The sequence below is a fragment of the Streptomyces sp. NPDC039480 genome, from assembly GCF_055597165.1.
The window spans coordinates 786,319-806,661 of sequence record NZ_JBVITX010000001.1 but is presented as its reverse complement, the minus strand read 5'-3'; the positions used below and the strand labels follow the sequence as shown (position 1 = coordinate 806,661).

Here is a 20,343-nt window from a genome sequence, read left to right as displayed (position 1 = left end):
CACCCCATGGGCGTGCCACGACGAGCATGACAGCGCCCTGTACCTCGTACAGGAGCACGAACAGGACAACGCCACGCGGCATCGCCCTGACCGAAACGCGCGCCTCGACGCAGAGGCCATCTGCCCGGCGCCCGCCCGATTTCCCTACTGTTGTCGCGTCGACCCCACAGGCTTCGGCGGGCTGCGGCCCCCGGGGAGGAGAGTCACTCATGCGCCGCGGTGACGTGATCCTGGGCGAAGCCCGGCGGTTCCTGCCCGCCGCCGTGGCACTGCGCCGCTCCCTGCACGCCTGGCCGGAGACCGGCCTGCACCTGCCGAAGACCCAGCAGCGTGTCCTGGAGCAGCTGGACGGCCTGGGCCTGGACCTCCGCACCGGCCGGCAGCTGTCCTCGGTGACAGCGACGCTCGACGGCCGACGAGACGGTCCGGTGGTCCTGCTGCGCGCGGACATGGACGCCCTGCCCCTGTCCGAGGACACCGGCCTCGAGTTCGCCTCACGGGTCCCCGGTGCCATGCACGCCTGCGGGCACGACGCCCACACGGCCATGCTGGTCGGCGCGGCCCAGTTGCTCGCCGCGCGGCGCGACCAGCTCGCTGGCCGCGTGGTGTTCATGTTCCAGCCCGGCGAGGAGGGCCACCACGGCGCCCGCCACATGATCGACGAGGGGCTGCTCGACGGCGACGGCCGCGAGGTGGGCGCCGCGTTTGCCCTGCACGTGATGCCGGGACTGCCGAGCGGCACCCTGTGGCTGCGCCCAGGACCGCAGATGGCCGCCTCCGACAAGCTGCACATCGTCGTCCGCGGCCGGGGAGGTCACGCGTCATCGCCGCACACGGCGTGCGATCCCGTGCCCGTGGCGTGTGAAGTCGTCCTCGCCCTGCAGACGGCGGTGACCAGGACGGTCAGCGTGGCCGACCCGGCCGTCGTCACGGTGAGCTCCCTCACCGCGGGCTCGCTGCCGGGCATCATCCCGGAGACGGTCGGCCTCACCGGGACCGTGCGCACCTTGTCGCAGCAGACACGCGCCCAAGTGCACGAAACGATCACTCGGGTCGCCACGGGCGTGGCCGCGGCTCATGGGGCGACGGCGGAGGTGTCGTTCGCAGCGGGGTATCCGGTGACCCGCAACGATCCGGCGTTCACCGACTTCGTGCTGCGCACGGCGGCGGATGTGCTCGGCTCCGAGCACGTCAACACGCTGCCCGCGCCCGCGATGACCGCGGAGGACTTCTCCTACGTCCTGGACGCGGTACCGGGTGCCCTCGCCTTTCTGGGGGCGTGTCCGCCCGGCATCGAGCCCGAGCGCGCTCCCGCCCTGCACTCCGCACGGGCAGACATCGACGAAGACACCCTCGCGGCTGGGATCGCCTGTCACGCGGCCGTGGCGCTGCACCGTCTGGACGCCGGTACCGACGCACTGGACGCCGGTACCGACGCACGCGGCGAGCGTGCGTCATGACCGACCTGCGGATCCGTCCTGCACGCTCCGACGAACTGGACCGCGTGGAAGCCCTTTGGCTGGAGGCCAGCCACTGGCTCGCCGCCAAGGGGAGCGACCAGTGGCAGTACCCGCCCCGGCGTTGGCGCATGGAAGCAGCCGTCGGCGCCGGTGACTGTCATCTCGCCTTCCGTGACGGCCGACTGGTGGGGACGGTGACCGTCGAGCGGCACGGCGATCCCGAATGGTGGGCGGACGACGACCCGGATGCGGCTCTGTACGTCCATGACCTGGTGGTGAGCAGAGCGGCCGCCGGTCAGTCGGTGGGCGCACAGCTGCTGGACTGGGCGGGGCGTCGGGCAGCGCTGGGTGAGAAGCCCTGGCTCAGGCTGGAGGCGTGGAAGACCAACCGCCTGCTGCACCGCTACTACCTGAACCAGGGGTTCGAGCTGCTGCGCATCGTCGACCTGCCGCACCGCAATTCCGGCGCGCTGTTCCAACGGCCCACAGGGATCGCCGTCGGCCTGAGCCGCGACAGCTGACAACGCAAGCCGACGACGCACTCTTCGTACTGTCCCACTTGTTAACCCGTACTGATTCATCGACGAGTTGACGGAGTAACGGGAGACAGACTGGATGGAGCAAGGCTTGCTCGCGGCCGCAATTTGCCGCCGGGAATCCGGAGGGTTGGCCTCCGGCCGGCAGCCGCGGTGCGCTCCACCATAAGGAGCCGTCTCATGAGGCATTCGTATCGCGACCGGCCGGCCGTGGTGTCAGACGGAAGCGGTGACTTTGCGGACCCGATGGCGGTCGGTCTCGGCGATGACGAGGTCACCGTCCCGGGTCACGCGCACGGCCCGCGGATAGCGCAGCAGCACTCCGACGGCCGGGCCGCTCTCGCGGTCCTCACCGGGAGGGCCGCCGGCCACCGTCTCGATGGTCCCGTCGGGCAGGACGACGCGGACGCACTCGTTGAGGGAGTCGGCCACGTAGAGGTTGCCCTCGCCGTCCATGTCGACGCCCCGCGGCTGGTTGATCGGGCTGTCGGCGGCCCGGAGGCCACCGCTGTCGTAGCCGGGCTTCCCGGTTCCCGCCACGGTCGTGATCAGTCCGTCGGGCGACACCACGCGCACCCGGTGGGACCAGCAGTCGGCGATGTACAAGCAGCCCGCGGCATCCGTGACGAGATCTATGGGGTGGTGCAGGTCGCTGTCGGCGCCCGGCACGCCGTCCGGCCCGGAGCCCGGCGCTCCCGTGCCCGCGACGGTGGCGATACGGCCGTCGGCGCTGATGGCACGGACCCTGTGCCCCTTCCACTCGGCGACATAGAGAGTGCCCGCGCCGTCCAGGGCCAGCCCTCTGGGCTCGTTGAGCGTCGCCCGGGTGGCCGGGCCTCCGTCGCCGCCGTATCCGGGTTCCCCGGTTCCCGCGACGGTGGTGATGGAACCGTCCGGCGCGATCCGCCGGACCCGGTGGTTCCAGTAATCGGCGACGTACAGATGTCCCGCGGCGTCACAGACCAGGCCCCCCGGCTCGTTGAGTGCCGCTCGGACGGCCGGGCCCCCGTCGCCGCCGTATCCCGGCTCCCCGGTTCCCGCGACAGTGGTGATGGAACCGTCAGGCGCGATCCGCCGGACCCGGTGCCCCTTCCACTCGGCGACATACAGAGCACCCGACGCGTCGACCGTCAGGGCCCGGGGCTGGTTCAGTGCCGCCCGGCCGGCCGGCCCGCCGTCTCCTCGTGAGCCGGCCTCGCCGGTGCCGGCGACGGTGAGAATGACACGGTCCGCGAGGTGCCCGGCCCCCGTGCCCGTACGTGTGCTGCCCGTCATGCCCGCCTCCTGGCCAAGGGTGGGAACGCAATTCCGCGGAGTACAGCAAGCGGAGTGCATCAAGCGGTATTGCAGATCGTCGAATCACCGTAGAGACCATTCGGGGACATGGGTAGAGAGCCCCCGATCAGGTTCAGGTGCTTTTCGGTCACCGGTCATGCGACTCCCACGGTCCGATTTTCACCCCTCGGTATGGAAAAAGAGGTGCCCTGGTGCAGCCGAGAGGCTGTCGTTAGAATTGAGGAAATCGTGCAGTGACCGGCTCAGGGACCGTTGATGATGCCCCAGAAGATATGCCCCCCCGCTCTCGCCAGTACCACTCGTTCGCGGGCAATCCCTGGGACCGGCATGAAAACTCTCCGCGCCTACCGCAGCTTTCCGCTCGCGGTACGGCTACTGCTCGTCAATCAATTCGGGGTGGACGTCGGGTTCTACCTCCTCATCCCTTTTCTCGTGACGTATCTCGGCCACGATCTGGGGCTTTCGGCTGCCATGGTCGGGCTGATTCTCGGGGTACGGAACCTCAGTCAGCAGGGGCTGTTCGTGCTCGGCGGTTCCGCGGCCGACCGGCTCGGCCCTCGCGGTGTCATCATCTTCGGCTGCATGCTGCGCACCTTGGGGTTCGCCCTGTTCGCGGTCGGATCCACCCTGCCGCTCCTGCTCGCCGCCTCGGCGCTGAGCGGGCTGGCCGGCGCACTGTTCTACCCGGCGGTGCGGACCTTCCTCGCCCAGGAGGCCGGGCACCGCAGAGCCGAGGCTTTCGCGCTGCTCAACGTCTTCGCGACCGGTGGCTCGCTGCTGGGTCTTGCCCTGGGCAGCGTGCTGCTCCTGGTCGACTTCCGCATCTGCGCCCTCGTCGCGTCCGGCGTGTTCGCCGTCCTGTGCCTGGCCCAGATGTGCGCCCTGCCCGCCCGCAAGGCTCCCCGTTGCAGCACCACGGTCCGCAAGGACTGGCGGGAGGTCCTGAGCAACCGGGCCTTCGTCGCGTTCGCCGTGGCCATGGCAGGCATGACCACCTTGGAGAATCAGGTGTATCTGCTGCTGCCCGAGGGGGCCCGCCAGGCGACCGGACGCCAGGAGGCGGCAAGCGCGGTGCTGGTGATCGGGGCGCTGGCCAACATGGTCTGGCAACTGCGTGTCACCCGGGCGCTGGGACGACGCGGCGGCGGCCCGGTGTGGATCGCTCGCGGCATCGCCCTGACGGCCTTCGGTTTCGTGCCACCGCTCCTGGTGTGCGGATTCGGCGCGCCGGACGTCTGGGGTGCGGCGGTCCTGAACGCCTGCCCGGTGATCGCCGGAGCACTGTTGGTGTATTTCGGCATCATGATCGTGCATCCCCTGGCGATGGAACTCGTGCCGCGATTCGGCCCGGCCCGGCTGACCGGTACGTATTTCGGCATCTTCTACGTCTTCTCCGGGGTTGCCGCCGCCGGAGGCAACGCGCTCGTGGGCTGGACCCTGGACCTCGGCAGACACACCGGCCTGACCGCGCTGCCGTGGTTGTGCTGTCTGGCGATGGGGCTGGTCTCGGCGACGGCGGTCGCCTGGCTGCACCGCACAGGCGCGCTCCCCGCGCCCGGTGCCGCACCGGTGCCGCCGCAGTCGGCGGGGCACGACGCCGCGCCACGCGTGCCCAGGAGCCGACCGCACGGTCCACGGCGTTGCCTGTCGCCATGCCCCGCAGTGGCGTTGCGGCCCTGGGCGCCGGTGGGTCACCGGCACCGGTCGGTCGCCCACAGGCGGGCCCGAGCTGTGCAGCATGTGCCGCGCCACTGCACGACAGCCCGCCAGATCATCTGGTGCGAGGAGTGCTGCTGCGCGAGGTGCGGCTGCCGCCCGAGGCCCCGGGGCACCTCCTGGTGGACGTCGATGTCCCGGCGGCTCGGCCTGCGAACCCGCCGCACGTGCTGTCGTGCGCCCACGTCGGCCCGCCGTCAGGCGTAGACCAAGGACTGTAGACCAAAGACTCTGGAAGAACAGGTGACACAGCGGTTTCGCGGAGAAACCCCTTTTGGCATATGACGCCAATGAATGGCTCCGACACCGAGATGGCGCGTTCCGTTCCTTGTGCTGCCACTAACGGGGCCATAACCTGAGAAGCGTGCAACCTGTTCCAATAAGCTGTGGGAGCAGTTCTGTAAAAAAATAGGGTCTCGGTGAGACAGTGCCACGGAGGTGTCTTGGACATTTTTCCGGATCGGTTTCCTGACAGCTCGGAACCGGTGAGCAGCGCTTGTTCTCCCAGTCCGGTCGTACCTCTGAGCATGGTGTGCGACAACGTACCCAGGACGCTCTGGCTGAAGCTCGAGGCCCACAACCCCTACGGCTCCATAAAAGGGCGTACCGCATTTGCTCTCTGGCAGAGCGTAAAAGACACCATTGATCGCCGAGTCGGTTTGATCGAGTCGACATCGGGAAATCTCGGGCTGGCGCTGGCGGGCCTGGCGGCATCCTTACAGGTGCCCTTCACCGCCGTCGTGGATCCCCGGGTCAGCCCCTCGGTGCAGAACACCATGCGTGCCCTGGGTGCCCGAGTCGTCATGGTCGACGAACCGGACGGAGCCGGCGGGTTCCTGCTCAACCGTCTCGCCCATGTCGCGCAGCGGGTGCGCCGTGAACCGGGGCTCGTCTGGCCGAACCAGTACACCAATCCGGCCAACCCCGCTGTCCATGCCCAGTGGACGGCTCCGGAGCTGTGCGCGCAGCTGCCCGCCCGGCCGATGAGCGTCCTGGTCGCGGTGTCCACCGGCGGCACCCTGGCGGGTTTCCGCGACTACGTCCTCGCCCACGAACCGGACTGGGAGCTGATCGGGGTGGACGTCGTCGGCTCGGTGGCCCTCGGCGACGTACACGGTGAACGTGTGCTTTCGGGAATCGGGGCGAGCCGCAGATCGACCTTTCTGCCGCACGGGTACCGACCCGCCGTGCACATCGATCCGCCGGAAGCGGTCAGTGCATGCCTGTGGCTGAAGGAGACGACCGGCATCGCCGTGGGCTCCAGTTCCGGCGCGCTCGTCGCGGCCGCTCTGCGGCTGTTCCGCGAGAGCCCCGAACGCACCGACGTCGTCTGCCTGTGTCCGGACGGCGGTGACCGCTATCTCGACACCGTCTACTCCCCCCTGTGGCGCTCCCAGCACGCCTTGGCTCCCGTCGACATAGCCCGCGGGGTCACCTGCGGGGACCTCATGACCCCGTCCAGCACGGAGGGCCCTGCCCGAGGGGAGGTGACGCTGAGTTGAGTACGCAGGAACGGGACTGGTACCAGCGTGCCGGGGTCCGGAGCGGTCCCCGGCGCCACCTGGCGGACGAGCTGGGAACCGGGCGCGCCTTCTTCCCCCAGGCCCTGGTGCCCTACCTGGATCACCCACGAGTGGCGGAACTCGGCGAGGCGAAGCGGAGGGAACTCCTCGCCCGGCACCTCTTCCAGTACCTGGACTTCACGGCTCAATTCGAGACGCGCGTGGTGAACCGTGCCACGGAACGCATCGCCGGCAACCGGTGCGGAGTCGAGACGGACGCCGCCGTCCGCCTCGACGCGTACCGCATCTACTGCGACGAGGGCTACCACTCCCTCTACAGCTTCGACGTCATCCAGCAGGTCTCCCGCGCTTCGGGGGTGCCGCCGCTGCCCTACGACTTCGGTCCGTTCCTGCAGCGGCTCGACGCGATCGGGACCGAGGCCCTGCCGTACGAGCCGGCCCTGGCCCAACTGCTTCAGGTCGTGGTCTTCGAGACGCTGATCACCGCGGTGCTCAACGACATACCCAAGGACCCCGACGTACTGACCGTCGTCCGGGACATCGTCAGGGACCACGCCAAGGACGAGGGCTGGCACCACGCGTTCTTCGCCCGGTTCTTCCGGGAGTTGTGGGCCCAGGAGTCCGACCGGTCGCGTGGCCGCATCGCGCGGTGCCTGCCCGAGCTGATCCGGTGCAGCCTGCTCCCCGATCTGCGGCCCGTCCGCGCGTCGTTGGCCGCCACGGGACTGCTGCCTCCGGCCGTCGAGGACATCGTGCACGACTCCTATCCGTCGGCCGCGGTCGACCAAGGCATCCGCAGGGCGGCCCGGCACGCCGTGCGGCTCTTCGAGGAGGTCGGGGCCATGGCCGTGCCCGGCGGCGCCGAGGCGTTCGAGGACGCCGGCCTGCTGCCGTGAACCACACGGCGCGGTGCACCGCCCCGCCCTCCGCCTGGAACTGGCCCGGACACTGACCCTCTACTGAAAGGGACCGCATGGACAACCTCTCCTCCCCGCCCGGTCCTGCTCCCGAACGCGGCCTGTTCTCGCTCGCCGAGGTGGAGGCGGCCGAGATCAGAGAACTGGCCGCGAGATCGGTGGAGTTGTTCCGGGACCGGCACGCCCACGACCGGCCGTTGTCGGGCAGCGTCGCGGGCGTACTGTTCACGAAAACCTCCACCCGTACCCGTACGGCCTTCACCGTCGGCGCCATCCGGCTGGGCGCCGTCCCTGTCACCTACGGCCCACAGGACCTGCAGTTGAACACCGGTGAATCGGTGGCCGACACGGGCCGCGTCCTGGGCGGCATGCTCGACCTCCTGGTGGCGCGCACCTCCGGCCCCCTGGAGGAACTGCGTGAGCTCTCCTGTCACGGCGGTCTGCCCGTGATCAACGCGATGGCGGCCGAGGAGCACCCCAGTCAGGGAGTGACCGATCTCGCCACCCTGTACCTGGCGCTCGGAGATCCGGCCGGAGTGCGGGTGCTCTACCTGGGCGAGGGCAACAACACGGCCGTGGCCCTGGCCCATGCCCTATCGGTTGTGCCGGGGGCCCGGGTCACCTTCAGCACTCCGCCCGGCTACGGGCTACCGGAAGAGGAGTTGACGAGGGCGGCGCGCAGAGCCGCAGCCGTGGGCGCCAGCGTCGAGGAAGTGCACGATCCGGCGCAGCTGCCCGATCGTGTGGACGTCGTCTACACCACTCGTTGGCAGACGACAGGCACCTCGAAACCCGACGCCGACTGGCGTGAGACGTTCCGTCCGTTCCACGTGGACGCCGCGCTGCTGGCCCGCTGGCCCGAAGCCCTGTTCATGCACGACCTGCCCGCCCACCGCGGGGACGAGGTCGCCGGTGCGGTCCTGGACGGGCCCCGGTCCCTGGCCTGGACGCAGGCAGCCATGAAGCTCGCCGGAGCCATGGCCCTCCTGGAGTGGGTGAGCGCCCCTGACACCGACATGAAGCGCGGCCGAGGCCCCGACATGCAGTGACGTGCCACGCACCGCACCGCTTTCCTGCCCGCTTCCACACGGATCGAGGTCCTCCCATGAAACCGACCCGTGTCACCTCCTACCGGCATCTGACTCCCCGTGACCTGCTCCCGCCCTCGTCAGCACACGTCTTCTTCGAACCGGCCGACACCGAGATCGGCGTGTGGGTGGCGCAGGACCTCATCACCGAGGGCTGTGCCGTCCTGGACCTCGGGTCCGGCAGCGGAGCCGCCGCCGCGGCCATGGCCCGCGCGGGAGCGGCCCGGGTGCACGGCATCGATTCGGGAGAACACACCGTGGCGTGGGCTCGCGAGCACTACGCCTCGTCCAACGGCGACCGCCCCGTCACCTTCTCTCACGGCGACTTCACCTCGCTGTCCCCCACCGAACTGTTGGCCACCGCCCCCACCCCGCTCCGCCGCCCCCTGGTCGTCACCAGCAATCCGCCCTACGTCCCCCTCTCCCCCCGGGCCGACTCCCTGCGCCGCTCCGTCGGCGGGGGGACGGACGGCCTGAAACTGATACCTGCGGTCATCACGCACGGTCGTGCGCTGGGAGACGGCCTGGGGATCACGATCGGCAGCTACTCCAGCCCCAGGAAGGCGGTCGAGATGCTGGAATCGGCCGGCTTCACGGCGCACGCCGTCACCTTGTGCCCCCTGCCCTTCGGGGACTTCACCCTGGAGAACCCCGATCAGGTGTTCCTCCTGGAGGAGCAGGGCGAGGCGGTGATCTGGCGCTCGGGGCCCTGCCCGCTCGCGTACTTCATCATCGGCCTCGCCTGTCGCAAGAGCAGCGCCGACCGGCTGACCGGCGATGGGCTGATGGAGTTGCTGCGCACGGCAGCACGCTCCCGCACCACACGGCTGGAGGCCCTGGACGAGCCGGCCTCGCCCCACTGGGCGGGGCATCTGCGCGTCGTGGATCTGCCACAGCCCGCCGTCCGTCAGCACTGGTGACCCCGGTCCGCCGGCACTGGTGACCCCGCTCCCCCAGAGGGCATCCCGTCCCATCGAGCAGAGAGGCCGTTCATGAACACCGCTCGGACCGTGCCCGTCTCACCCGTCAGCGTCACCACCGGCGCCGTCGAGCACAGCGTCGACTTCATCCGCCCACGGCTGCTGGCGACCGGGCACGAGCGGGTCTCCCTGTACGCCGGCGTCCAGATCAACGGCGCCCCGCACCTGGGCACCAGCGTCATGCAGACCTCCGCGTTCCTCCTCGCCCGGACCGCCCGGGAGAGATTCGGCGTCGACGCGACCCTGCGCTTCGGCGCCCTGGACAACGCTGGCTGCGAGACGCGTCGGTGCGCGCGGACGAACACTCTCTATGAGCGCTCCTTCCGCCACGCCTTGGGCGGTGAGCGGATAGAGGAACTGATCCGGACGTACTACGGAGGCTTCTTCGACGCGCTGTCCGCGGCCACCGGCGTCACCTACGAGATCGAGACCTACACGCAGCAGCAGCGGCGGTGGGACTTCCGGCAGGAGTTCCTCGACTCGCTGACACGGATGGATGCCCTGCGGTGGGTGCTCGCGCCGTCGCACGGCAAGGTGCCCATGAGTCCTCCGTGCCCGCAGTGCGGCTGGGCGCAGAAGCAGGGCGAGCACACCGAACTGCTCGCAGCGGGGCCGGACCACGCGGAGCTCGCGGCGGTCTGCCTGGACCACGGCCGCTATGTGGTGCGGGTGCGGGCCGACGAGGCGGACGGGGCGTACATCGGGTCGGGCACGCTCCACCGCAACCTGCTCAAGGAGCGGGTGGCGGCGCGGGAAGACGCGCTTGCCGTGGTGGTCAAGGGAGCCGACTGGGCCGCGGGGTGCCGCCTGCTCGACGAGGCGTTCCTGTGCTACCCGGGGGCGGTTCTCCCGGTGCGCCTGTTCACCCCGGTGGTCCTTTCGACATCCGGGGCCAAGCTCTCCAAGTCACTCATCCGTGCGGGAAGGACGGAGGCCATGGCGGGCAGCGAGCCCTGGATGCTCGATGCGGGTGCCTGGCCCGGAACGGTCGAGGAGTACGCGCGGCTGCTGCTGGGCCTGGTCTCTCTGATGCTGTCCGAACCGTGCCACTTCGAGCGCGGCTACACCACGCTCGAAGTGGCACGGCTCATCGACGCGGCAGGTCTGCGGATCGGGGCACCGGTGTGATGTCCCGCTCGGCGAGGTAACCCGGACGTGGTTCGGCGGCCGCGTACGGCGTGGACAGCGGGTTGTCGACGCTGTTGTACACGACGAACAGGTTCGTCCTGGGAAAGGGTGAAACGTTTCCCCCGGAGGCGTGCAGACAGTTGCAGTCGAACATGACGGCGGAGCCGGCCGGTCCCGTGAACTGCCGGATGCCGTGCCGTTCGGCCAGTGTCGTGACGGCGGTGCGGTCGGCCGGTCCGGCCGGGAGGTTCTTCCCCAGCAGCGAAAGCCTGTGATAGCCGGGTGGAGTCCGCCCGACCGAGGGCACGAAGGTCCGCTGGGACCCGGGAATGATCATGAGCGGGCCGTTGAAGGGGAGGTTGTCCGTGAGAGCGACGGAGAAGCTCAGCGCGCGGGGTGCGGGCATGCCGTCCTCGGAGTGCCAGGTCTCGAAGTCCGAGTGCCAGCCGAACTTCGACCCGTCGAAGGCCGCCTTGTAGTTGACCCTGCTCTGGTGGACGTACACGTCCGAACCGAGGACCTGTCGAGCCCGGTCGGCGAGACGACCGGACTCGACCACGCGCCTGAAGACCTCACTGAGCCGGTGCACCTCGAAGAGCGAACGGATGTCGCCGGACTCCGAGTCCGGTTCGAAAGCCACTCGCTCCGAAGAACGCAGTGTGACGTCGGAGGACATGCGCCGCATTTCCGCGCGGCATTCTTGCACTTCAGCAGCGTCCAGGAGGGCGCCGAAGGAGAGGAAACCGTCCCGTCCGTAGGCTGCCACTTCATCGGCGGACAGCGGGCCCGGTATGCCGGCACCCCCGTCGTTCCACACCACCGGATGGCGTCGCTGAAAGGGCACCGACTCGGTCACGAGACGAGTCGGGTAGAGGTCGTCCACATATTCGACAGATTCGCTCATGTTGATTTCCTCCGATGCAGGCCATGGACAGGCCATGGATACGGACTCAATGCCCGTCGGCATCTTTGGAGAAACTCTCGCGGGATCGCGTGCGTCGCGGCCGCGCCATTCCGGTCATGGTCACCTGATAGCGCTGTCGAGGGCCGGACGGAGTGCTGTACGAATGGCGTGCCGCAAGGCGGCGGGCGACATACGAAAGAAGGAGACACGTGATGATGTAGAGCGAACCGACCACACAGAGAACGGGCAGGTAGGGATAGCCGGAAGGGGTCGCCGTGTTCTGTGCGAGGAGTTTCCCCGCATAGAGGAGTTCCTCGTACATGATGAAGAAGCCGAGTGAGGTGTCCTTCAGCGTCACCACCATTTGGCTGATTACGCTCGGCAGCATGGTCCGCAACGCCTGAGGCATGGCCACCGCCGTCATCACCTGTGTCTTACGCATCCCCAGTGCGTATCCGGCTTCGAACTGCCCCTTGGGTACGGCGCCGACCCCCGCCCGCAGGATCTCCGCCTGTGCCGCGCCGTTGTACAGGGCGATGCCGATGACCAGGGCCCACAGCGTGGGGCTGGCGAAATTCTCCGCTATCCACGCGCCAGGGCTCCCGAGATCCCTGAGAAAGTCGCCGACGGTCGTGACGTACGTGCGCAGCAGATCGGTGGCGTACAGGGCGAAGACCGTGATGATCACCGGCACAGCGCGGAAGAACTCCACCAGCGCACCGGCCGGCCAGCGCAGAATGCGGTGCGCCGAGAGCCGCCCTGCCGCGAAGAGGAAACCCAGCACCAGGGAGAGCAGCACCGAGAGGACAAACGCCTTGAAGGTGTCCACCATGCCGGTGAGGATGCGCAGCTGCACGCCGCGGTAGGTGAACGCCTCCCACATCCGCGCCTCGAACTGTCCGGCGTCCGAGAACCGGAGGAGGGCCCAGCAGACCGTGCCGCCGGTCACCGCCGCCACCAGCACCGTGTACCAGGCGTGGCGACGGCGGGCACGCGGGCCCGGCGCCTCGAACAGGGCGGACTTCATCCGGGCACCGCCAACCGACGCTCCAGCAACCGGAATCCGGTACTGATCACCGCGATCAGCAGCAAGTACGCGGCGGTCACCCACAGGAAGACGACCGCCACCGCGTAACCGCGCTCCACCAGGGTCTTCTCGGTGCTGAACAGCTCATAGACGCTGAAGCCGCCGGCGAGCGCGGAGTTCTTGACCAGGGTGATCACGACGTTGCCCAGCGGTGGGACCGCCGCTCGCCCGGCCTGGGGAAAGACGATCAGTACCGCTGTCTGCAGTGTCGACATGCCGAGGCTGCGGGCGGCCTCCGCCTGCCCTGTCTCCACCGTGTTGACGCCCGAGCGCAGCGCCTCGCACACGAACGCCGCCGCGTAGCCCCCCATCACGAGGACGGCCAGCGTGAAGTAGTCCGCTCCGGTGAGGCCCAGCATGGGCAGCCCGAGCGTCACACCGAAGAAGAGGACGGTGAGCGGGGTGTTGCAGAGCACTGTCACCACCGCCGAACCGAGCCCGCGGCACAGCGGCACCGGGCTGATCCGCAGGGAGACGAGCAGGAGCCCCAGGACGAACGCGAGCAACGTGCTCAGGAACATCAGTCGGACGGTGCCCACAAAGCCCTGCCAGAAGAGACCGGCATTGTCGGTCAACACCTCCATGGGCGCCTCCAGGCTGACGGGGCCGCACCGGTGAGCGGCCCGACGGGATGCCGTCGACGGACGGAACTCGCGGTTCAGTACCGCTGCACCGGTGGCGGTTCCGGCACCGGAGCGCCGGAGCGGCCGAGGGTGGCGCGGTAGGCCCGGAGCCAGTTTCCGTTGCGTACGTGGTGTTCGAGTGCGTCATTGACCGCGTCGCGAAGGGACGCGTCCTGCCGCGCGAGGCCCACCCCATAGGGCTCCTCCGAAAACGGCCGACCGACCACCCGCAGACGACCCTGATTCTGCGCCGCGTAGCCCTTCAGGATGGTGTCGTCGGCGGTGACGGCGTCCACCACGTTCATGATGAGATCCTGTACGCAGTGCGCATAGCTGTCGTGGGATACGACGGATACGCCGAATTCCGGTTGACGAATCCGCTGGAAAGGAGTGGATCCGGTCACCGTACAGACCTTCTTGCCACGCAATTCCTTCGGGCCGCCTATGCTCCGGTCCCCCTCGGCGACCAGCAGGTCCTGCCCGCCCAGGTAATAGGGTCCCGCGAACGAGACCTGCTTCTTCCGCTCATCGTTGATCGTATAGGCGCCCACGTAGAGGTCGACGTCCCCCTTGGATATCGAGAGCTCGCGCACCTGTGGCGCCACCGTCTTCCACTCGATCTCGCCCGGGCCGAATCCCAGATACGCCGCGACCATTTTCGCGATCTCGACGTCGAACCCCGAACGTTGCCCCGTCACCGGATCCTCGAACCCCATGAAAGGGTGGTCGGACTTGACGCCGATGGTTATGGTCTTTTTGGCGATCGCGCGGGAGAGACCTTTTGAACCGATACCGCGGGATTCATTCCCGATGGGATACTCGAGAGTGGGAGAATCAGCCGTCAGCGCTCCGACGCTACCTGGAACACTTCCCTCCCTGCCGCACCCGCCCAGAACAAGAGATGACAGCAGCACCAGGAAACCCAGGCGCCCGACCGGTGCTCGCACCTTCCCTCCTCAGGTCTCTGCGACCCCACCGGTAGAGACCCGAAAGGGCGTGCATCGGAGTGAATGAGAGTGGTATCCCGCCCAGTTTAGCGATGCTGATCTGCCGCGCTACCCGGCGTCCTTTTGGGAATGTCCCCGAAAGAGCCATCGGGGAGCAGGGAAGCCGGGGAGCCGGAGAGGAGCTGACTCCGGCCGCCCGTATGGTGCTGCGTCACGCGCGGTGTCTGCGTCAGCCTGTCTTCCGCCAGGTGCCTCCCTTCTCCAGCCGGTAGCTCCCGGTGAGCCGGCGCTCGCCGCCGCCGGCGCGGGGCGTGACGCTGCGCTCGCCGTTGTCGTCCGGCTGCTTCGCGGTGGCGCCGGACGGACGCACGCTCTGGCACTTGTCGGGGTTGGTGTAGGTCTGCGCCACGACGGTGGAGGAGTTCGTGGTCGACGGGCCGTCCACCGCGATGTCCTTGACCAGCTTGCCGGTGCCGTCCACGTGCAGGTCACCGACGATGCGGGACATGGAGTTGAGCGCACCGAACTGGATCTCGTCGTTGGGCTTCAGGGTGAAGCTGACCTCGGTCTCCTCGGAGTTGGTCATGCTCCAGGTGTGCTCCCAGGTCCCCTTGAACGCGGCGGTGAAAGCGCCACGCAGGGCGAGGTGGATGAGGCTCTTGAACGCGGCGGTCGTGCTGCCCTTCTCGGTCATTTGAGCCGTACCCGTCATCGTGTTCTCCACCGTGGCACTCGTGGAGGCCGTGCTCTCCGAGGTGGAGTCCTGGTTGGGGCCCTTGTCCTTGGGGGCCGTGTGCTGGGTCTCGCTGCTCTTGCTGGTGTTCTCGGTGGTGCCGCTGGCCTTGGAGGCGTCCTGCAAGGTCTGCTGCGACTGGACCTCGCCGGTGCCCGAGCCGCTGACCTCGTTGTCGGTCCAGGCCGTGCCCTCGATGGTGCCGCTCCCGGAGATCTCACCGCCGATGTTGTCGGAGCTCTCGGTCTCCAGCTTCACCGTGCGCTTGATGGTCATGTCGGCATTGGTGCAGTTGATGGCGCCGTTGGACACCGAATAGACGGCGCTGGTGAACTCGCGCTTGCGCTCGGGGTCCAGCTTGAACGAGCACTTGTAGCGTGCCGTGTGGCCGCACAGGGAGGTGACCTCCTGTACCGACTTCAGGGGCTTGTTCCCGTCGAGCGCCCGGGCCTTGGGCATCGCCTCGATGCCATAGGCGCCGGTCTTGTCGCCCTGGGGTGCCGCCGCGGAGGGGAGCGCGGCGGTCAGCGTGAGCGCCGACAGGGCCGGAAGCAGCACGAGCATGCGGCGGGCCACCCGCCGGTGCCGGGAGGAGTACGCGGTGTGAACCATGTCTGTGTCCTTTCGTTGCCGGATGAGAGAGGCGCGGTGTGTCCTCAGTCCCGGGCCGGGGGCTTGTCGACGGTCAGCGGAACGGTGCGGGTCTTGACGCTCTTGGGCGCCTCGCCCACCGGCACCAGGTGGGGAGCCGTCCGCAGGGTGGGCGCGCCGATGGTGTTGTCCGGGGTGCGGGCGTTGTCACGGGCGTCGGCGCACCGGGACAGTTCGACCTTGCTCATCGGGCCGGTGCGCTGGTAGAGACGGTCGCCGTAGGAGCCGGAGGGTACGTCGGCGAAGACATCCATCCGCTCGTTCTTGCTTTCGTGGATCAGCGTGCCGGCGAGCCGCTCCCGGGCCGCCTGGACCTCGACCCAGCTCACCTCACCCGGCTGCACGGTGACAGATACCGTCCGCTGTTCCTTGCGCCCGTAGAGCAGGGGGTTGTTCGTCTCCATCTCCAGCGGGTTGCCGTCGGCGCGAGTGAAGCCGGCCGCGATCTGGGCGGCGATGTTCTTGTGCTCCTCCCGGAGGTCGGTCTGGTGCTCCCGCTGCGGGGTCTTCTGCTGCTGCAGGCCCTGCGGACCGAGAGGCTGCTTCTGCGGCTTCTGCTCGTCGCCCTCGTGGCGTGCGAAGTACTGCGTGATGTTGTCGTAAGGCAACTCCTCCCAGTTCACCGGGCGTTGGTCGGTGATGGTGTTGCGGGTGCAGTTGATGTACGCCTGCCCGACCATGCGCGGCCGGTCGTAGTACCGGTAGGAGTAGCGGTCGTCCTTCACGAAGCGACAGGTCCTGGGACCCCCCAGGCAGTCCTGCGCCACCAGCCGGGGTTCGATCGGCTTGCGCCCCTGGTAGGCCTGGGGCATGGGCAGCCGCGCCTTCTTGAGGTCGTACGGCACCGGCGCCGGGTCCTGCGTGGCGCGGAAGTGCGTGACAAGTGGGCCGCACTTGGACGCCTTCGGGTAGGCCCAGTTGATCTGCGGGTTGTTCTCCTCCGCGGTGAAGGAGTACGAGCGTCCCTCGTGCCAGTTGGCCTTGCCCGACGTGGTGGTCTCCGTCTTGACGGTCTGCGCGGAGTTCTCCTCGCCTGCGACGGAGACGCGGTACTCCTGGCCCTTGGACGGGTCGTCCGTCCCGCAGTTCGTGAGCGGACTGGGGCTGTCGTCCCAGGTCACGGTCACCTTGGAGCCCTTCTGCACACGCCACAGGCGGGTGCTGAGCGTTCCCGCGGAGCCGTCGCCGAGCGCGGCCGCCTGCAATCCACCGTGGTCGGCCCGGTCGGCGGAGAACAGCTGGGTGTGCTCGCCGTCCCAACCGGCCGGTGCCCCCTTCTGGATGGTCCCGGCGGATACGGTGGGCCTGGCGAGATCCGGGTTCTCGATCGGGGCGTCGACCGGGTCCGCGGCGAGCGCGTCACCGGGCAGGGTGCTCAGGACGAGGGAGCTGCCGAGCAGTGCCGACAGGCAGTACGTCATGGTGCGTCGGGGCATGAAGGTCTCCTTGGGGGAAGTGAGCGGGTGGGGGCTTGGACCGCCTGGGGGTTCAACAGGCCCACCAGGAGGACTGCGGCACGATGACCTGGTCGTCGGAGAGCCGGTCGCGCATACCGGAGTTGGCGCCGCACTGCTGCGCCACCCCGTCACCGGGGGGCGCGGACCGCGAGACGTTCCCGAAGTCCGCCTGGTCCTTGACGTAGTTGTCCTGGTCGCTCTTCCAGGCGTCCTGGGCCTCGCCCGTGATGGGCCGACTGCATGAATGGAAGTTCTCCACCTGGCACTTGTCGTTCGCCTGCTGATTCTTTCCGACGCCCTTGCAGGATTCGCTCGACGGGATGCCGTTGATGCCCTCGGACGAACAGGGGTCGGTGCCCGGCGGGGACGGGACGGGTGACTTCTTGTCCACCTCGGGCGGCTCGGGCTTCGGGGCCGCCGGCGGCGGGGGCGCGGTCTGGGTGTCGGGCTTGGGGTCGAGGGCGGACACCGCCGAGGGGGGCTCAACCGCCTTGACCACCATGGCCGTGGGCTCGGTGGCTGCCGCCGGCGACAGGCTCAGGCCGACCAGGGCGGAGGTACCCGCCACGGTGACAATTCCGACCGCGAACAGGGCGCGGCACACAACGGGAGTACGCATGGGTCTCCTTCGGAGAGGGGGGGATTCGGCGGCCTCGGAGCCACAACTCGGGCCTTGGAGCCACACCTCGGTGGGGGCCGCCGCTCTCACATTCCGACACCCCGGCGATCCCCGCCACTCGGCCACCGGCCGAACGTGCGCCGATCACCGGCAGATGGCTCCAATTGGCGGCAGAGCGCCGGGCCTTGGCGTAGCCACGGTTCGCGGGCCGCCACCCGAAGGCGTGAACTCCGGTCCTTCCAGGCCGAAAAGCGATTCGAACGCGGCAGACATGTTGCTGGACGCCCCGATTCTGCTGGGCGGTCCTCCAACTCCGGTGCCGCGCTTACGTCGTGGTGCCCGAAAGAACGGAAATCCCATGAACGCAAAGACCCCTGGGCTGCGCCTGCGCGCTGCCCTGATCGCCATATCCACCGCGACCGCTCTGGGAGCGGCAGCGTCCCCGGCTCTTCCCGCCGAGGGACACGACCCGCTGGTGTACGCCTGGGGCGCCAACACCGGTGGACAGCTCGGCACTTCTTCGGTTCAGGACCGGTACGCTCCGGCGCCGATCCCTTCCCTGCCCAAGCAGGACGTCACGAAGATCGCCGCAGGTGGCGGCATCGACGACGGCTGGGGCTTCGGTGTGGCCCTGCGCAACGACGGGTCCGTCTGGTCCTGGGGCGAGAACGACAAAGGCCAACTCGGCACAGGGCCCAGCGTCGACACATTCGGCGGTCCCGGCAAGGTGCCGGGCCTCAACCAGATCGTGGATGTCGCCGCGGGCGGCCAGCACGCCCTCGCTCTGCGCGTCAACACCGGTAAGGCCGACGGTGTTTACGCCTGGGGCCTGAACGACAAGGGTCAGGTCGGCGATCACACGAACGAGAACCGCTCGGTGCCCAAGCTGGTCCAGAGCATGCACGGCGGCAAGCAGGTCGCGGCCGGCTGCAACCACAGCATGCTCCTCACCGACAAGAACACCGTGCAGACCTGGGGCAGCAACGACAAGGGTCAGCTCGGCATCGGTACCGGCAAGGACGACGAGGAGAACAAGGACCACAACACCCCGGTCGAGGTCCCGCACCTGACCAACGTGGTAAAGATCGCCGCCGGGTGCAACTACAGCCTCGCCGTGAAGGGCGACGGCACCGTCTGGGCATGGGGCGACAACTCCAAGGGCCAGCTCGGCGTCAACAAGGATGAAGCCGACCTGGGGCTCAGCAACAAGCCGGTCCAGGTCGAGGGTCTGCCCGGCCTGGCCGATCCGGCCGATCAGCCGAGTGGAACGGAGACCGGACCGGACACGGGAACGGAATCAGCCGACGGGACGGGGCCGAAGGTGCAGGACATCGTCGCCGGCTACGACCACGCGTACGCCCTCTACTCCGACGACAAGGTCTACGGCTGGGGCAACAACGAGAACGGGCAGCTCGCCGACGGCACGACGATCAACCGGACGAGCGCACACGAGGCCATCGAGTTGCCTTCGGTGAAGTCGATCTCGGCGGGACGCGGCTACGGCCTCGCCGTACGCACCGCCGGCAACGGCACCAGCAACGACATCATCGGCTGGGGTCTGAACAACCACGGCCAGCTCGGTGACGGCGGCACCAACAACCATGACCTCAACGACAACGACAAGTTCGTCACGATCTTCCCGCAGGAGGACGAGGAGGCCAACCCGTTCAACAACGTCACCGCGGGCAACAGCCAGTCCAGCTACGCCTACTGAGCCGGCCTGACCAGTCGCACACGGCGGCTGTCGGTCTCCGCCACACAGAGACTCCCGTCAGGAGTCAGGGCCCCGCGCCCGTGGCAGCCGCAGCCCCGACCGCACGCAGCACAGGCCCGCCCTCCACACCTCGTGGCAGGGCGGGCCACCGGTCACCGACCGAGATCCGTGCCGCCCGAGACCCCTCAGGCCGCGATCAGCGCCGCCAGGGCGCGGTCCATAGCGGCGTTGAACTCTTCAGGTACCAGCGGCAGTCGGGACTTGACGTCCCGGCTCCACTGGTCGGCGAGGACCTCGGCGGAGCCCGCCTCAACACCGTCGAGCGCCGCGTCGGCCAGATCGGACGGAGCGATCTTGTCCACTGGCCAGCCCGCCGCCATGTCGGTGTCGGCCAGGCCGAGATGTACCGCTGTGACGAGCGTGCCCTGCCCGGCGAGTTCCAGGCGGACCCCGTTGGTCATGGCCCAGGCGGCGGCCTTGGTCAGGTGATAGGCATTGGCGCCCTTGACCCCGAACCACGACATGGCGGAGAGTACGTTCACGATCGCACCCCCACCGTTTTCGGCAAGCACCGGCGCGAACTCCCGGACCATTCCCAGGTGCCCGAACATATTGGTCTCCAGCTCGAGCCGCACCTCGGCCAGCGAACCGGTCACCAGGCCGGCCCCCGTACTGATTCCCGCGTTGTTGATGAGCAGCGACACGTCCGGGGCAGCCTCGGCGGCGGCTCTGACGGACGCGGGATCGGTGATGTCCAGGGGCAGCACCTCGACCCCGGGCAGGTCCACGGTCTCCGGCCGGCGGGCCGTCGCGTAGACCTTGCGGGCACCGCGTTCGAGCAGGCGCTGGGCGAAGGCGCGACCCAGGCCGCGGTTGGCTCCGGTGACAAGGGCGACGGAGTTGTTGATGTCCATGACCGGTACGCTAAAACCTGACGCCAGCGTCAGAGGCAAGCACTGATCGG

General features: G+C 68.6%; 17 protein-coding genes and 1 pseudogene. 9 read left to right on the top strand and 9 right to left on the bottom strand.

The features are described 5' to 3' along the window. Positions 1-209: 209 nt before the first annotated feature. On the top strand, positions 210-1,460 hold the full coding sequence (locus tag ACZ56E_RS03075) for a M20 metallopeptidase family protein (protein ID WP_471210346.1): 1,251 nt from the start codon (positions 210-212) through the stop codon (positions 1,458-1,460). Continuing rightward, a complete protein-coding gene (locus ACZ56E_RS03070; protein WP_471210344.1) occupies positions 1,457-1,981 on the top strand; it encodes a GNAT family N-acetyltransferase in 525 nt (174 codons plus the stop codon). Before ACZ56E_RS03075 ends, ACZ56E_RS03070 begins: the two co-directional genes overlap by 4 nt. A gap of 231 nt (positions 1,982-2,212) precedes the next feature. Here ACZ56E_RS03070 and ACZ56E_RS03065 read toward each other — a convergent pair whose 3' ends face one another. Then, entirely contained in the window at positions 2,213-3,271 is a 1,059-nt protein-coding gene (locus ACZ56E_RS03065) for an NHL domain-containing protein (protein ID WP_471210341.1), read from the bottom strand. Between the two features lie 348 nt (positions 3,272-3,619). Between ACZ56E_RS03065 and ACZ56E_RS03060 the strand changes: the two are divergent. The 6 genes and pseudogenes from ACZ56E_RS03060 to ACZ56E_RS03035 form a co-directional block, all read left to right on the top strand. Beyond that, a pseudogene (locus ACZ56E_RS03060) lies at positions 3,620-4,876 on the top strand (MFS transporter); the annotation flags it as partial. A 551-nt stretch (positions 4,877-5,427) separates the two neighbouring features. Then, positions 5,428-6,510: a pyridoxal-phosphate dependent enzyme gene (locus ACZ56E_RS03055; protein ID WP_471210338.1), complete on the top strand. Its 1,083-nt coding sequence runs from the start codon at positions 5,428-5,430 to the stop codon at positions 6,508-6,510. Further along, positions 6,507-7,427, top strand: a complete 921-nt coding sequence (locus ACZ56E_RS03050; protein ID WP_471210335.1) for a diiron oxygenase — start codon at positions 6,507-6,509, stop codon at positions 7,425-7,427. Before ACZ56E_RS03055 ends, ACZ56E_RS03050 begins: the two co-directional genes overlap by 4 nt. Positions 7,428-7,504: 77 nt before the next feature. Continuing rightward, positions 7,505-8,497 carry an ornithine carbamoyltransferase gene (locus ACZ56E_RS03045; protein ID WP_471210332.1) on the top strand — a complete coding sequence of 331 codons (993 nt, stop codon included), beginning with the start codon at positions 7,505-7,507 and terminating at the stop codon, positions 8,495-8,497. Between the two features lie 56 nt (positions 8,498-8,553). Then, the gene (locus ACZ56E_RS03040; RefSeq protein ID WP_471210330.1) at positions 8,554-9,456 is read left to right on the top strand and encodes a methyltransferase domain-containing protein; all 903 of its coding nucleotides are present in this window, start codon (positions 8,554-8,556) and stop codon (positions 9,454-9,456) included. 72 nt (positions 9,457-9,528) lie between these two features. Next, positions 9,529-10,644 carry a hypothetical protein gene (locus ACZ56E_RS03035; RefSeq protein ID WP_471210328.1) on the top strand — a complete coding sequence of 372 codons (1,116 nt, stop codon included), beginning with the start codon at positions 9,529-9,531 and terminating at the stop codon, positions 10,642-10,644. Here ACZ56E_RS03035 and thpD read toward each other — a convergent pair. The 7 genes from thpD to ACZ56E_RS03000 form a co-directional block, all read right to left on the bottom strand. Further along, the gene (gene thpD / locus ACZ56E_RS03030; protein ID WP_471210325.1) at positions 10,604-11,548 is read right to left on the bottom strand and encodes an ectoine hydroxylase; all 945 of its coding nucleotides are present in this window, start codon (positions 11,546-11,548) and stop codon (positions 10,604-10,606) included. The two genes, ACZ56E_RS03035 and thpD, sit on opposite strands and share 41 nt — an antisense overlap. Positions 11,549-11,594: 46 nt before the next feature. Next, positions 11,595-12,659 carry an amino acid ABC transporter permease gene (locus ACZ56E_RS03025; protein ID WP_471210323.1) on the bottom strand — a complete coding sequence of 355 codons (1,065 nt, stop codon included), beginning with the start codon at positions 12,657-12,659 and terminating at the stop codon, positions 11,595-11,597. Next, positions 12,572-13,219 (bottom strand): amino acid ABC transporter permease, encoded by a 648-nt coding sequence (locus tag ACZ56E_RS03020; RefSeq protein WP_468606721.1) that lies wholly within the window; start codon positions 13,217-13,219, stop codon positions 12,572-12,574. The genes ACZ56E_RS03025 and ACZ56E_RS03020 overlap by 88 nt, the downstream gene beginning before the upstream one ends. Positions 13,220-13,293: 74 nt before the next feature. Beyond that, complete coding sequence (locus tag ACZ56E_RS03015) at positions 13,294-14,205, bottom strand: glutamate ABC transporter substrate-binding protein (RefSeq protein WP_471210320.1); 912 nt, start codon at positions 14,203-14,205, stop codon at positions 13,294-13,296. 229 nt (positions 14,206-14,434) lie between these two features. Further along, positions 14,435-15,550, bottom strand: coding sequence for a hypothetical protein (locus ACZ56E_RS03010; protein WP_471210317.1), 1,116 nt, complete (start codon positions 15,548-15,550; stop codon positions 14,435-14,437). Positions 15,551-15,594: 44 nt separating this feature from the next. After that, positions 15,595-17,025, bottom strand: a complete 1,431-nt coding sequence (locus tag ACZ56E_RS03005) for a hypothetical protein (RefSeq protein WP_471210314.1) — start codon at positions 17,023-17,025, stop codon at positions 15,595-15,597. 52 nt (positions 17,026-17,077) lie between these two features. Continuing rightward, on the bottom strand, positions 17,078-17,665 hold the full coding sequence (locus ACZ56E_RS03000; RefSeq protein WP_471210311.1) for a hypothetical protein: 588 nt from the start codon (positions 17,663-17,665) through the stop codon (positions 17,078-17,080). Between the two features lie 358 nt (positions 17,666-18,023). Here ACZ56E_RS03000 and ACZ56E_RS02995 point away from each other — a divergent pair, with 358 nt between their 5' ends. Further along, positions 18,024-19,379: an RCC1 domain-containing protein gene (locus ACZ56E_RS02995; protein ID WP_471210309.1), complete on the top strand. Its 1,356-nt coding sequence runs from the start codon at positions 18,024-18,026 to the stop codon at positions 19,377-19,379. Between the two features lie 185 nt (positions 19,380-19,564). Here the strand turns inward: ACZ56E_RS02995 and ACZ56E_RS02990 are convergent, their stop codons facing one another. Beyond that, positions 19,565-20,293, bottom strand: a complete 729-nt coding sequence (locus ACZ56E_RS02990) for an SDR family oxidoreductase (RefSeq protein WP_471210306.1) — start codon at positions 20,291-20,293, stop codon at positions 19,565-19,567. Between the last annotated feature and the right edge of the window lie 50 nt (positions 20,294-20,343).